This is a genomic window from Stenotrophomonas sp. SAU14A_NAIMI4_5, from assembly GCF_003086795.1.
Lineage (GTDB): Bacteria > Pseudomonadota > Gammaproteobacteria > Xanthomonadales > Xanthomonadaceae > Stenotrophomonas.
Window position 1 is genome coordinate 2,627,714 of the sequence record NZ_CP026003.1, and the last position, 14,023, is coordinate 2,641,736.

At 69.5% G+C, this 14,023-nt stretch carries 10 protein-coding genes; 7 read left to right on the forward strand and 3 right to left on the reverse strand.

All coding sequences use genetic code 11. The features are described 5' to 3' along the window. Positions 1 to 76 precede the first annotated feature (76 nt). On the forward strand, positions 77 to 982 hold the full coding sequence (locus C1925_RS12275) for a LysR family transcriptional regulator (protein ID WP_108769133.1): 906 nt from the start codon (positions 77 to 79) through the stop codon (positions 980 to 982). A gap of 127 nt (positions 983 to 1,109) precedes the next feature. On the opposite strand, the gene C1925_RS12280 is transcribed toward C1925_RS12275, so the two are convergent. Further along, entirely contained in the window at positions 1,110 to 3,917 is a 2,808-nt protein-coding gene (locus tag C1925_RS12280) for a glycoside hydrolase family 3 C-terminal domain-containing protein (protein WP_108769134.1), read from the reverse strand. 334 nt (positions 3,918 to 4,251) lie between these two features. Between C1925_RS12280 and C1925_RS12285 the strand changes: the two genes are divergently transcribed. Together C1925_RS12285 and C1925_RS12290 are read left to right on the forward strand one after the other, a co-directional pair. Continuing rightward, the gene (locus C1925_RS12285; protein ID WP_079222247.1) at positions 4,252 to 4,686 is read left to right on the forward strand and encodes a glyoxalase; all 435 of its coding nucleotides are present in this window, start codon (positions 4,252 to 4,254) and stop codon (positions 4,684 to 4,686) included. A gap of 310 nt (positions 4,687 to 4,996) precedes the next feature. Continuing rightward, positions 4,997 to 5,719, forward strand: coding sequence for an AraC family transcriptional regulator (locus C1925_RS12290; RefSeq protein WP_108769135.1), 723 nt, complete (start codon positions 4,997 to 4,999; stop codon positions 5,717 to 5,719). Positions 5,720 to 5,726: 7 nt separating this feature from the next. Here C1925_RS12290 and C1925_RS12295 read toward each other — a convergent pair whose 3' ends face one another. Then, positions 5,727 to 6,617: a sterol desaturase family protein gene (locus tag C1925_RS12295; RefSeq protein WP_108769136.1), complete on the reverse strand. Its 891-nt coding sequence runs from the start codon at positions 6,615 to 6,617 to the stop codon at positions 5,727 to 5,729. A gap of 320 nt (positions 6,618 to 6,937) precedes the next feature. On the opposite strand from C1925_RS12295, the gene imuA reads away from it, so the two are divergent. The 4 genes from imuA (at position 6,938) to C1925_RS12315 (ending at position 12,666) form a co-directional block, all read left to right on the forward strand. Next, a complete protein-coding gene (gene imuA / locus C1925_RS12300) occupies positions 6,938 to 7,558 on the forward strand; it encodes a translesion DNA synthesis-associated protein ImuA (RefSeq protein WP_108769137.1) in 621 nt (206 codons plus the stop codon). A gap of 9 nt (positions 7,559 to 7,567) precedes the next feature. Further along, on the forward strand, positions 7,568 to 8,977 hold the full coding sequence (locus C1925_RS12305) for a DNA polymerase Y family protein (protein WP_108769138.1): 1,410 nt from the start codon (positions 7,568 to 7,570) through the stop codon (positions 8,975 to 8,977). Positions 8,978 to 8,983: 6 nt separating this feature from the next. Further along, complete coding sequence (locus C1925_RS12310; protein WP_108769139.1) at positions 8,984 to 12,094, forward strand: error-prone DNA polymerase; 3,111 nt, start codon at positions 8,984 to 8,986, stop codon at positions 12,092 to 12,094. Positions 12,095 to 12,159: 65 nt separating this feature from the next. Then, positions 12,160 to 12,666, forward strand: coding sequence for a hypothetical protein (locus C1925_RS12315; RefSeq protein ID WP_108769140.1), 507 nt, complete (start codon positions 12,160 to 12,162; stop codon positions 12,664 to 12,666). A 66-nt stretch (positions 12,667 to 12,732) separates the two neighbouring features. Here C1925_RS12315 and ptsJ read toward each other — a convergent pair whose 3' ends face one another. Next, positions 12,733 to 14,019, reverse strand: coding sequence for a transcriptional regulator PtsJ (gene ptsJ / locus C1925_RS12320; protein ID WP_108769141.1), 1,287 nt, complete (start codon positions 14,017 to 14,019; stop codon positions 12,733 to 12,735). Between the last annotated feature and the right edge of the window lie 4 nt (positions 14,020 to 14,023).

Sequence of the window (14,023 nt, forward strand, 5' to 3'; positions counted from 1 at the left end):
GATGCCCTGCACCGGCTGTTGGAAAAACACGACAGCAGCTGCAACACTGTCAAATCTGTTTTGACAATGAATCGCCATGGTCAGCCTGGATCGCTTCGACATCTTCCGCGCCGTGGTCGACGCCGGCAGCCTCACTGCAGCCGCCGACCGCCTTGGCCTGAGCCGCGCGGTGGTCAGCTTCAACCTGAAGCGGCTGGAGCAGGAACTGGGGGTGACCCTGCTGCTGCGCAGTACCCGCCAGCTGGCCCTGACCGAGGCCGGCGAACAGTTCCTGCAGCACTGCGTGCAGGCCCTGGATGCGGCCCAGGCGGCCATCGATGCCGCGCGCCGCGACCAGCACCAGCTGCAGGGCACGCTGCGCCTGACCACCACGCCGGAGTACGCGCAGCTGCGGCTGATCCCGGCGCTGGAGGCATTCCGCGCGCGGCATCCGGCGCTGCAGCTGCATCTGTCCACGTCGCCCGCACCGGCCGACCTGATTCCCGAGCGTTTCGACGTAGCCATCCGCCTTGGCCGCCTGCCGGATTCAGGCCTGCACGCCAGCGAACTGGAACGGCACCCGCTGTGCGCGGTGGCCGCACCGTCGCTGCTGGCGCGCCTGCCCTCTGCCGAAGCGGTCGATGACCCGGTGCAGCTGGGCACCCTGCCCCGCCTCGGCTATCCGCGTCTGGCCGATGTGCCGGTGGTGGCGCCCGACGGCAGCGATGCGTTGTTTGCGACCAATCCGGGCAATGCCGTGGTGCGCGTGGACGGCGCCAGCAGCCTGCGCGCCTTCGCCCTGGCCGGTGCAGGCGTTACCGTGCTGCCGCGCTGGCTGATCGAGGACGACCTGGCCCACGACCGCCTGCGGCCGGTGCTGCGCCAGCACCGCTTCCCGCAGCAGAGCGTCTACGCCGTCTACCCGCACAGCACGCAGCCCTCGCCGAAGGTGCGCCACCTGATCGATTTCCTGCGCGGGTGGTTCACCGGCACGCCCGGGTGATGACGGCGTCCGCCGGAGATGCCATGACCAGGTAGCGCCGGGCCATGCCCGGCGAGCGCAGCGGCAATCCACAAAAAGAAACGGCCCCATTCGGGGCCGTTCCTTCAAACATCAACAACCCGCTGGATCAGCGCAGCACCTGCTCTACCAGCTGCACGTCCACGCTCTGCAGCGGCTCGGCCGCGTTGCGCGACAGCTGCACCTGGTAGGTGCCGCCGTCGATCTTCCACTGGCGCGCCTGCGCATCGTAGTGGGCCAGGGTCTTCGGCTCGGCTTCGATGCGGATGCGGCGCTGTTCGCCCGGCTGCAGCTGCACCTTGTCATAGCCGATCAGGCGGATCGGCGTGGTGCTGCCAGCCGGCAGCTTCAGGTACAGCTGGGCCACGTCCGCACCGGCGCGCTTGCCGGTGTTGCGGATGTCCACGCTGGCGACCAGGCGCGAACCCTCTACGCTCACCTTCAGGTTTTCATAGGCGAACGAGGTGTAGGACAGGCCATGGCCAAACGCGAAGGTCGGGGTCAGACCCTTGGCGGCCATCCACTTGTAGCCGACGTTGGCGCCTTCGATATCGAAATCGAACACGTCGCCGAACTCCTTCTTCGGCTTGAAGCCCAGGCCGTCGATGTGCGGGCGCGGCAGCTGCGATTCGTCCACCACCCAGGTCACCGGCAGGCGGCCGGACGGGTTGGCCTGGCCGGTCAGCAGCGCGGCGATGCCTTCGCCACCGCGGATGCCCGGGTACCAGGCCTGCAGCATCGCCGGCACCTGCGCCAGCCACGGGGTACGCACCGGGCCATTGGTTTCCAGCACCAGCACGGTCTTCGGGTTGGCCTTGGCCACCGCCGAGATCAGCGCGTCCTGCTTGTCGGGCAGCTGCATGTCCGGCAGGTCCACCGATTCGGCCGCCCACTGGGTGGCGAACACGATGGCCACGTCGGCCTGCGCGGCCGCCTTGGCCGCGGCGGCGGCATTGGTGCCGTCCACATATTCGATGGTCGCGTCCGGACGCGCTGCACGCAGCGATTCCAGCGGCGAGGACGGGTGGAAGATCACCGGGCCCGGCCAGGTGGTCGGCATCACGCCCGGCACTGCGTTGGTGCCCTTGGCGGTCACGCCCACCATCGACGAACCACCACCACCGATCACGCCCTTGTCGGCATGGCCACCGATGATGACGATGCGCTTCACGCTGTCGGCCAGCGGCAGCAGGTTGCCTTCATTGCGCAGCAGCACGCTGCCTTCTTCCACCGTGCGCTGGGCAACGGCGTAGCCGGCTTCGGCATCCACCTTCTGGTGCTGCGGCGGGTTGTCGAAGTTGCCATGCAGGAACATCGTGCGCAGGATGCGCGCCACCATGTCGTTCAGGCGCGCCTGCGGCACCACGCCACCGTGCACGGCCAGGCGCAGCGGTTCGTCGAAGAACACCGCGGCGTCGAACACTTCACCGGCCGACTGCTGGTCCAGGCCGGCCAGCGCCGCCTTCGAACCGCTGTGCACGCCGCCCCAGTCGGACATCACGAAACCGGGGAACTTCCATTCCTGCTTCAGCACCTGGTTCATCAGGTAGCCGTTCTCGCAGCCGTAGGTGCCGTTGATCTTGTTGTACGAGCACATCGCCACGCCCGGGCGACCGGCTTCCAGCGCGATCTCGAAGGCCAGCAGGTCCGATTCGTGCATGGCCTGTTCGCCGATGCGCACGTCATGGAAGTTGCGGCGGGTCTCCATGTCGTTCAGCGCGAAGTGCTTCATCGAGGAGATCACGTGCTGGCTCTGCACGCCCTGGATCAGCGCGCCGACCATCGAACCGGCCAGCAGGGGATCTTCGCCGGCGTATTCAAAGTTGCGACCGTTGCGCGGGTCACGCTGCAGGTTGACGCTGCCCGACAGCAGGATGTTGAAGCGCTGCTGCCATGCTTCGCGGCCCATGGTCGCGCCACCGGCGAAGGCCACTTCGCGGTTCCAGCTGGAGGCGGTGGACGGGCCGGACGGCATCGCGGTGGCGAAGTCGCCCGGACGGATGCCGCCCGGATTGGTCACGCCCACGCCGGCATCGGCCGACTGCTGCGCCGGAATGCCCAGGCGCGGCACCGCCGGCACGAAACCGGCCGAACCCACGGCGCCTTCCGGCAGCGGGCCACCGTCCTTGCCCAGCCCGAAGTAGCTGTGCAGCATCTGGAACTTCTCGTCCTCGGTCATCGCCTTCAGCAGCAGCGCAGCGCGCGCATCGGCGTTGAGGGTGGCGTCCATCCACGGCTGCTCGCCGCCCTTGTCGGCCACGTAGGCCAGGGTCAGCAGGGTCGCGCGCAGGGCGCTGCCATCGATCTTGAACGGCGCGCTGCTGGCAGCCTGGAAGCCATCGCTGAAGTAGCTGGCATCGGCTTCCAGGGCCACGCGGGCCGGATCGAAACCGGCAGCCTTGGCCGATTCACCGGCCACCGCACCCAGCAGCACGGCCGGTGCGCCCAGGCGCGAACGGGTGACCAGGGCCGGCAGGCGCGCGGCGCCCGCACCGGCATCGGTGTACAGGGCCACGGTGTGGCGGCCATCGTCCAGGCGCAGGTAGTTCAGGCCCGGCTGGTCGGGGCCGGATTCGGCGGCGATCGGCAGGCGGGTCAGCACGGCCTGGCCCTGCTGGGTCTGGCCATCATCCTTGCCGGCGGCGATGAAGCGGTATTCGTAGCCCAGGCCATCGGCCAGCAGCTGCAGCGGATCGACCTGGCCGATGCCGCGCTGCACCTGGCGCACGCTGACGGCGTCCACCTGCAGGGATTTCAGCTGGGCAGCCAGGGCGGGAATGGCATCGGCGCTCGGCGCCTGGTCCAGGGTCAGCACGGTGAAGGCGGCCGTGTCGGCCCAGGCCGGGGCGGCCAGCGCGGCAGACAGCGCAAGGGACAGGGCAAGGGACAGGGCAAGCGGCTTTGTAAACGTTTTCATCGGCGGGCGTAATTCCGTTGCCAAGGCAATCGGTCCAGGGAAAGTGCCGCCGAAGGGTGCAGCGTTCATGCCGCGCGGGCGTTGCCAGGCAACACACCGCGGGCCAGGGGACGGACCGGTCTGCGCGCGGGACCCTCCTCCCGGCGTGACAACCTGCCTGCCCGGGCCGCAAAGCGACCCATCTTGTTAAGATTGTGCGAGGGCATCGATGGCTGTCAACAGGACCTAAGTCACAGGCCTTCCTATGGCCTTGGTTATCAGGCCATCACCGGCGGTCATCAGCGGGCCGCAGGGCCGTGCCGATAATGGGAGTCCCCGGCGATGGACCGAGCCCATGAACGTACACCGCACTTTCGACCACCTCTGGCGCGACCGCTGTGATACTTCCAGCCAGCGCAGCCCGCGCGTGCTGATCCGCGTGTTCGTCACTCCCGGCGAGCTGGAGCGCAGCGTGGCGTTCTACGAGCAGCTGCAGGGCGTGGTGGCCGATGCGGGCTTTCCGTTCCCCGATGCCGGCCTGCGCCTGGCCATGGTCGGTGCGTTCCTGCTGATCGAAGGCAGCGATGACGCGCTGGCGCCGTTCACCTCCACCACCGGCACGTTGCTGGTCGATGATGTGCGGCCCTATCACGACAGGCTGGTGGCGGCCGGCGCCGAGATCATCTTCCCGCTGCAGGTGGTGCCCACTGGCGCGGCGTTCAATGCGGTGCATCCCGATGGCACCGTGGTCGAGTACGTGCACCATCGCCCGGATCCGCACGGGCGGTGATGGTGCGGCCGGGCTGCCGCCCGGCACCCGCTGACGTCAACGTCAACGTCAACGTCAAGAGCCTGCATTCCGTGGGATGGCGGGGTGGGTCCGGTGGCATGGGACGCTGCAAGTACGTCCATGTAAGCTCGGTCGCCGCATCCATGCGGCTCACGCCCCTGCCACCGGACCCACCCCGCCTTCGACAGTTTCCTGCTAGCTGTTGGAACCTGCTGCTGATGGAATCTGCTGCTGATGGAAGCTGCTGCTTATGGTGGTGGGTGCCGACCGTTGGTCGGCACGGGGTCGGATCTCCATGGATTCAATTCCGATGTCGATCCATCCACGCACGGCGTGGATCTACACTACCCGCATGCCCCACCCCGCCCTGCCCTGGACTGGCACCCTGCTGCTGGATGCACACGCCGCCCTGCTGCAGGGCCATGCCGGTGGCAGCGGCACGCACGCGCACTACGCCCACCAGCTGCTGCTCAGCGATGGCGCGCCTTGGGAGGTGGAGATCGACGGTGTGGCGCAGCACGGCCAGCGCCTGTGGTTGCCGTCCTTCGTACCGCACGCCATCCTCTCGGCGCCGCAGGACGGTTGCACCCTGTTCCTGGAACCGGCCCACGCTGATCTCGAACAGATCCAGCAGCAGCTGCCCACGCTGCCCACCGACATCACCGCCCTGCAGCAATGCCTGCCGCAGCTGAGCCGTGCGCAGCCGCTGGACCGCCGCGTGCAGGTGGCGCTGGAACACATCGCCCAGCACCTGCCCGGCCCGGTGCCGGCCGCGGACATCGCCGGCGCCGCGCACCTGTCCACCAGCCAGCTGCACCGGCGCTTCCAGTCCGATCTCGCCGTAACCCTGCGTGGCTGGGTGCTGTGGCAGCGCCTGCGCATCGCCCTGGCCCATCACCTGCGTGGGCACAGCCTGACCGACAGCGCGCATGCCGCCGGCTTCGCCGATCTGGCCCATCTGTCGCGCAGCCTGCGCCGCATGTTCGGCATCGGTGCGGCGCAGCTGCAGGGCCTGCAGCTGCGCGCTGCCTGAGGCGCGCTCAACGGCGGCGACGCAGCCCGTCCGGCACCTCGGGCACCTGCCCGTGTGGCAGCTCACGGAACGGCGCCAGCAGCTGCCCCGCATAGTCGCGCGGATAGTCCGGCTGGCTGCCGATGCCCAGGTCACGCGTCCCCAGTCGATAGTCCGGCGCATCGAAGGCCGTGCCCAGCAGGCGGTCCCAGACGGTCAGGAACAGACCGAAGTTGACGTCGCCAGCGGTGCCGTAGCGCATGTGGTGGAAACGGTGCAGCGGCGCCCAGGCCATCACCCGGCCGAGTACGCCCGGCCGCATGTCCACGTTGGAGTGCTGCAGCAGCAGCTGGATGGCGATGGCGAAGGCCAGCACCGCCGCCACCGGCAGCGGCAGGCCCAGCAGCAGCAACGGCAGCACGCCACCCACCGCCTCGGCGGCCTGGTGCAGCGGGTGCTTCATCAGGCCATTGAAGCCGTACATGCGGGTCACGCTGTGGTGCACCGCGTGCAGCCGCCACAGCCAGCCGATGCGATGGCTGGCGTAGTGCACCAAGGTGATGCCGAGATCGGCGGCGATGATGGCGACCAGCACCTGCAGCGCGAACGGCCATTGTTGCGGCCACGCCTGCCACGGAATGATCGCCGCCAGCAGCGGCACGGCGGCGATCGACAGCAGGTTCAGGCCTTCGTTGACCACGGCGTGCAGGGTGTCGCGCAGGCGATCGCCGTGGTCGTGGTTGAACGCCGGGTCGTAGGGCCAGAGGCGTTCGGCCACGAAGGAAACGCCGATGGCGAGGGCAAGCAGAGGCAGCAGCCACAGCGGGTCGCCGTGGTGGTGGCCGACCCAGGCGATGGCGGCGGCAATGAAGCCAGACAGGAACAACGGGGCGTACAGGCGGAGGATCCAGCGTTTCATCGGCAGGCCATGAATGAGGGGCCCGCAGGGTGGCCCCCGCACCCCCGGCCGGGATTGAACAAACGGCGCAACGCGCAGGCCGACGGGGTCGGATCCCTTTCACAGAAAGGGCTCTGACCCCATTCACGATGACCCTATCCACGCATGGCGTGGATCTACCGGCCAGCCCGCCAATTTCATTAGTAATTTTACTCACAAGGCGAGTAGCATGTCGGTCTCAGCCCCTGATCCCGACCCGTCGATACTCGCTCCATGCCCGCCGTTTCCGCCCATTCCTGCCGCTTCCCGCCTGACCGGCGCCTCCCTTGGAGGACCGGCTGATGGGGGCCGTCGTCGCGCTCGACCGTCTGCTGGACGGCCGCCAGCTGTGGCGTGGCCCGGCGCGCACCGGGCCCGCCAGCGACCACCTGGCCAGTGGCCACCCGGCGCTGGATGCCCGCCTGCCCGGCGGCGGCTGGCCGGCCAGCGGCCTGTGCGAGGTGCTGCAGGACGCCCCCGGGGTGGGGGAACTGGCCCTGGTCTGGCCGGCACTGGCCAGGCTGAGCCAGCGCGACCGGCCCATCGTGCTGGTCGCCCCGCCCTACCGTCCGCACGCCCCGGCCTGGGCCGCGGCCGGCCTCGACCTGGCCCAGCTGCAGATCATCCAGGCCGCGCCGAAGCAGGCCCTGTGGGCGGCCGAACAATGCCTGCGCTCGGCGGCCTGTGCCGCGGTGCTGTGCTGGCCACAGCCGCAGCAGGCCGATGACCGTTCGCTGCGCCGCCTGCAGGTCGCCGCTGACAGCGGCCAGTGCCTGGGCTTCGTGTTCCGCGACGTGCGCGCCGCACGCAATCCCTCCCCGGCCAGCCTGCGCCTGCAGCTCGACCACGGCCAGGTGCGGGTGCTGAAGTGCCGCGGCGGCCTGCCACCGGCGCAACCGCTGCCGCTGGCCATCGCCCACTGAGGCCGCGCCATGCATTGGGCCTGCCTGTTGTTGCCGCAGCTGGCGCTGGACAGCGTGCTGCGCCTGCAGCCGGACCCGCAGCGGCCGCTGGTGCTGCTGCAGGGGCCGGCGCAGCGCCGCGTGCTGCGTGCGGTCAGCCCGGCGGCGCGCGCGGCCGGCCTGCGCCCGGGCATGCTGCTGTCGGCCGCGCAGGTGCTGGTGCAGGACATGCAGCTGCACGATTACGACCCCAGCGCCGAACAGCACACCCGCCAGCTGCTGGCCAGCTGGGCCTATGCGTACAGCTCGCAGGTCAGCCTCGATTTCCCGCATGCGCTGGTGCTGGAAATCGGCGCCAGCCGTGCCCTGTTCGGTGATTGGCTTAAGATCGAGAAACGCCTGCGCGATGGCCTGCACGAGCTGGGCTTCCGCCATCGCCTGGTGGCCGCGCCCACCCCACATGCCGCACGCGTGCTGGCCAACGTGCACGATGGCCTGGGCGTCGACATGCAGCAGCTGCCGGCGCTGCTCGCGCAGTTGCCCCTGTCGCGCTGCGGCCTGCCCGCCGAGGCGGTCACCGTGCTCGGCCGCTCCGGCCTGCGTACGCTGGGCGCCGCGCTCGACCTGCCGCGCGACAGCCTGGCCCGGCGCTTTGCCCCCGATGTGCTGCAGCAGCTGGATGCACTGCGCGGCCTGCCGGCGCCGCCATTGCGCTATTACCAGCCCCCGGACCGCTTCGATGCGCGCATCGAATTCGAGTACGAGATCGAATCCAGCCAGGCATTGCTGTTCCCGCTGCGCCGCCTGCTGCTGGACCTGGCCGCCTTCCTCTGTTCGCGCGATGGCGGCGTGCAGCGCTTCGACCTGTATTTCGAACACGACCTGCTGCCGGCCAGCGTGCTGACCATCGGCCTGCTGGCCCCCGAGCGCGATGCCGCGCTGCTGTTCGAGATCGCCCGCAACCGCATGGAAGCCTTCGCCCTGCCCGCCGGCAGCCGGGCACTGCGCCTGCAGGCCGAACACCTGCCGCCGTTCGTGCCGGCCGCGCGTGACCTGTTCGACACCCGCCCGGCGCAGGCGATGCCGTGGACCCAGCTGCGCGAGCGCCTGCGCGCACGCCTCGGCGATGACGCCGTGCAGCCGCTGGCGGTGCAGGCCGACCATCGCCCCGAATGTGCCAGCGGCACCCAGCCGGCGGCCAAGCCCCCCGCGTACTGGCCGCTGCGCCCCGGCTGGCTGCTGGACACGCCGCAGCCGCTGCGTGACCCACGCCTGCGCATCGTCGCCGGGCCGGAGCGGATCGAATCGGGCTGGTGGGACCAGGCCGACGCGCGCCGCGATTACTACGTGGTGGAAACCGCCCACGGCCAGCGCGGCTGGGCCTTCCGCCCGCGCAACGATCCGCATGCGCCGTGGATGCTGCACGGCTGGTTCGGTTGAACCGCCATGACCGCCACCTCCCCTGCCTATGCCGAACTGCACTGCCTGTCGGCCTTCAGTTTCCAGCGCGGCGCGTCCACCGCCGATGAACTGTTCGCGCGTGCCGCCGGCCAGGGCTACCGCGCCCTGGCGATCACCGATGAGTGCTCGCTGGCCGGCATCGTGCGTGCCTGGCAGGCAGCGAAGACGCACGGCGTGGCGCTGGTCATCGGTGCCGAATTCCAGGTCGAGGACGGGCCGAAGATCGCCCTGCTGTGCACCGACCAGGAGGCCTATGCCAGCCTGTGCCAGCTGATCACCACCTGCCGGCGGCGCGCGGGCAAGGGCGAATACCGCTGCCTTCGCGAGGATCTGCACGGCCTGGCCGAGGGCCTGCTGTGCCTGTGGCTGGACCGCCAGCCCGATGCCAGCCACCTGCAGCTGCTGCGCAACGCCTTCAGCGACCGCCTGTGGCTGGCGGTGGAACTGCACCACGAACACGACGACGTGCGACGCCTGCAGCAGCTGCAGGCCTTCGGCGAGCGCCACGCATTGCCGCTGGTGGCCAGCGGTGACGTGCACATGCATGTGCGCCGCCGTCGCGCCCTGCAGGACACGCTGACCGCGATCCGCCACCGCTGCAGCGTGGCCGAAGCCGGTTGGCGGCTGTTTCCCAACGGCGAACGCCACCTGCGCCCGCGCAGCGCGCTCGCCCAGCTGTATCCGCCCGGGCTGCTGGCCGAGACCCTGCGCATTGCCGAGCGCTGCCACTTCACCCTGGACCAGCTGCAGTACACCTATCCACGCGAGCTGGTGCCCGACGGGCAGACGCCGGACAGCTGGCTGCGCGAACTGGTGGAAGAAGGCATTCCCGAGCGCTGGCCACGAGGCATCCAGCCGGCGCAGCGCGCGCAGATCGAACACGAGCTGGCGTTGATCGCCAAGAAGAACTACGCCTCCTACTTCCTCACCGTGCAGGACATCGTGCGCTTCGCGCGCAGCCAGCAGATCCTCTGCCAGGGGCGTGGCTCGGCGGCCAATTCGGCGGTGTGCTTCGTGCTCGGCGTCACCGAGATCGACCCGGCGCGCAGCAACCTGCTGTTCGAGCGTTTCATTTCCGATGAGCGCGACGAGCCACCGGACATCGACATCGATTTCGAGCACGAGCGCCGCGAGGAAGTGCTGCAGTACGTGTTCAACCGCTATGGCCGCGAGCGCGCCGCGCTCACTGCCGTGGCGATCAGCTACCGCGGCCGCAGCGCGATCCGTGATGTCGCCCGCGCGCTCGGCCTGCCGATGGACCAGGTGAATGAGCTGGGTGCGGCGATGGACCACTGGGGCGGCAACATCCCGCTGCCGGACACCCTGCGCGAACGCGGCTTCGATCCGGACACGCCGCTGATGCGGCGCCTGCTGTCACTCACCGAAGAGCTGATCGATTTCCCCCGCCACCTGTCGCAGCACCCGGGTGGTTTCGTGATTTCCGAACACCCGCTGTCCACCCTGGTACCGGTGGAGAACGCTGCCATGGCCGGGCGCACCGTCATCCAGTGGGACAAGGACGACCTCGATGCCACCGGCCTGATGAAGGTCGACTGCCTGGCGCTGGGCATGCTCACCGCCATCCGCAAGTGCCTGGCCATGCTGCAGCAGCACGGCCTGCACGAAGGACGCATGGATGCGATTCCAGACGAGGATGGCCCGACCTACGACATGATCTGCGCCGCCGAAACCATCGGCGTGTTCCAGATCGAATCGCGCGCGCAGATGGCGATGCTGCCACGCATGCAGCCGCGCACCTTCTACGACCTGGTGATCGAAGTGGCAATCGTGCGCCCGGGCCCGATCCAGGGCGACATGGTGCACCCCTACCTGGAGCGCCGGCGGATCCTGCGCGAACAGGGCCCCGAGGCACTGAACGATCCGGACAACCCGCTGTACCCACCGCAGCTGGAGCGCGTGTTCGCACGTACCCTGGGCGTGCCGCTGTTCCAGGAACAGGTGATGCAGCTGGCGGTGGATGCCGCCGGCTACAGCGCCGGCGAAGCCGATGCACTGCGTCGCTCGATGGCCGCGTGGAAGCGCCACGGCGGGCTGGAGCCACATCGCGAAAAGCTGTTGACCGGCATGCTCGACCGCGGCTACAGCCTGGAATTCGGCGAGCGCCTGTTCGAGCAGATCAAGGGCTTCGGCAGCTATGGCTTCCCCGAGAGCCATGCGGCCAGCTTCGCCCTGCTCACCTATGCCAGCTGCTGGCTGAAGTGCCACTACCCGGCCGCGTTCACCGCCAGCCTGATCAACAGCCAGCCGCTGGGTTTCTACAGCCCCGACCAGCTGCTGCAGGATGCGCGCCGTCATGGCATCACGGTATTGCCGGTGGACGTGCGCCACAGCGACTGGGATTGCACCCTGGATTTCAGCAAGGGCGCAGCGGCAATCCGGCTCGGCCTGCGCCTGATCGATGGCTGCAGCGAAACGGCAGTGCAGGCACTGATGCGCGAACGCGCGCGCCGCTCGTTCGACGATGTCGGCGATCTCTGCCAACGCACCGGGCTGGACCGGCGCCAGCAGGGCCTGCTGGCCGATGCCGGTGCGCTGCGTGGGCTCAGCGGCCACCGCCATCGCGCACGCTGGGATATTTCCGGCGTGGAAAACCGGCTGCCGCTGTTCGACCAGGCCCGCGCCACCACCGAGGCCCGCGTGGCCCTGCCGCTGCCCAGCGCGTGGGAGGACATGCAGGCCGATTACCGCAGCACCGGCACCACGCTCGGCCGCCATCCGATCAGTTTCCTGCGCGCGCAGTTGCGTACCCGTGGCTGCCTCGACGCCGCACAACTGGCAGGCCACGGCCATGGACGCCGCGTGCGCATCGCCGGCCTGGTACGCATGCGCCAGCGCCCGCAGACCGCCAGCGGCGTCACCTTCCTCACCCTGGAAGACGAGACCGGCATGGTCAATGCCGTGGTCTGGCGGCACGTGGCCGACCGCCAGCACCGCGTACTGGTCGATACCCAGCTGATGCAGATCGACGGCCGCCTCGAACGCGTCGATGGTGTGCAGCATGTGATCGTGCAGCGCATGCTGTGCCTGGATGAACTGCTGCAGGGCCTGCGCAGCCACAGCCGCGATTTCCATTGACCGCGCGGCCCTACCCATCCGCTTTTGCATCCGCTATCGTCGGCACATCCAAGGAAGGACGAACGATGGCCCGCGCACTGATGCTGACCACCCTGGGGGTGTCGACCCTCGCCCTGCTCGTTTCCGGCTGGACCGCCTGGAACCTGCACCACAGCCAGTCACCGCAACGGGTGATCGAAGCCCGCGGCCTGGTCATCCACGATGACAAGGGCCAGGCCCGCGTCATCCTCGGCGCCCCCGTGCCCGATCCGCTCAGCAAGGGCAAACCGCAGGGCCCGCGTGCCACCGCACTCTCAGGCATGATCCTGCTCGGCCCCGATGGCTCCGAACGCGGCGGCTACGGCACCAGCGACCGCGGTGGCGAAGCCCTGCTGACCCTGGACGATGCCAGCGGCACCACCGAAGTATTCAAGGTCGTGGCCAACCCTGATCGCGGCGCGAGCCTGATGGTGCGGCACCAGAACAACACCGGCGCCATGCTCACCTCATGGCAGGGCAAGCCGGAACTGGTGTTCCTGGATGACACCGGCCAGACCTACTACGTGCGACCCGGCGCCAACGCCGCGCCCTGAGCGCCCGCCCTTGTAGAGTCGAGCTTGCTCGACTATGTGGCGAACGGCAGTCGAGCAAGCTCGACGCTACCCACCGCACACCGCCAGCAGATCATCGGCCAGCCTGCGCAGCTCGGCCGCCCCCAGCGCCGCACAGGTAATGCGCAGCCCATGCGCCGGCGCCGCCACCGCAAACACCTCACCACCACGCACATGCCAGCCGCGTGCCGCCAGCGCCAGTACCTGCGCGTGGCTGTCACCCGACAGCGGCAGCCACAGGTTCAAGCCCTCCATCGGCAGCGGCGTCTGCAGCCCGCGCGCGCGCAGCAGTTCCTGCAATGACTGCAGGCGCTGCTGGTAACGCTCGCCCGCTGCGGTGATCTTTGCCCGTTGCGGCGCCGACTCCAGCACCGCGCTGGCCGCATCCTGCAGCAGGTGGCTGACCCAGCCGGTGCCGGCCGCCAGACGCAGGCGCAGCACGCTGGCAGTGGCAGCATCGCAGCCCAGCCACGCCAGCCGCAGGTCCGGCCCCAGCGCCTTGGACAGCGACCGCAGCAGCGCCCAGCGCCGGCCATCGTCCGGCAGCACTGAATGGTAGGGCTGCTGCGAAAGCAGCGCGTAGTGATCGTCGATCAACACGGCCACCTGCGGGTAACCGGCCAGCAACTGCCGCAGCGCCCGCGCCCGCTTCGCATCCAGGCTGGCGCCGGTGGGGTTGTGCGCGCGCGGGGTCAGCAGCACCGCCCGCGCACCGGCCTCCAGCGCTGCACGCAGCGCCTCCACCCGCATGCCGTGCGCATCCACCGCCACCGGCAGCACCGCGTGCCCGCCCGCGGCCAGCACGTTGAGGCTGCCGAGGAAGCACGGATCCTCGATCGCGATGCGGTCACCCGGCAGCAGCCACGCCGCCAGCAGGCGCTCGATGCCATCGACTGCCCCATGAGTCAGCTCCAGCGCATAGCCGGCCGGGCAATGCGGGTCCAGCGAGGCGCGCGCCAGCCGCTGCATGCGCACATCCACCGTCTCCGCCCCGTACAGCCGCGGGGCCGCGGCCTGAACGCGCAGCGTGGGAAGAAGCCGCGGATCCGGGTTGCCCCCGGCCAGGTCGTGCAGGGCCAGGCCCGGTGCGCTGCCTTCGCGGGCCATGGCCTGTACCGGCCCACGCACCACCGTGCCACGGCGGCCGCCGGTGCTGGCCAGGCCGGCACCGTCCAGGCGCTTGTAGGCGGCCGCCACGGTATTCCGGTTCACCCCCAGCTGCTCGGCCAGCTCCCGCACCGGCGGCAGCACGCTGCCCGCGGCCAACTGGCCGTTGCCAATGCCCTCACGGATGCTGTCGAAAATGGCCTCGGCACTACGCCCGGTGATTTTCATTTTG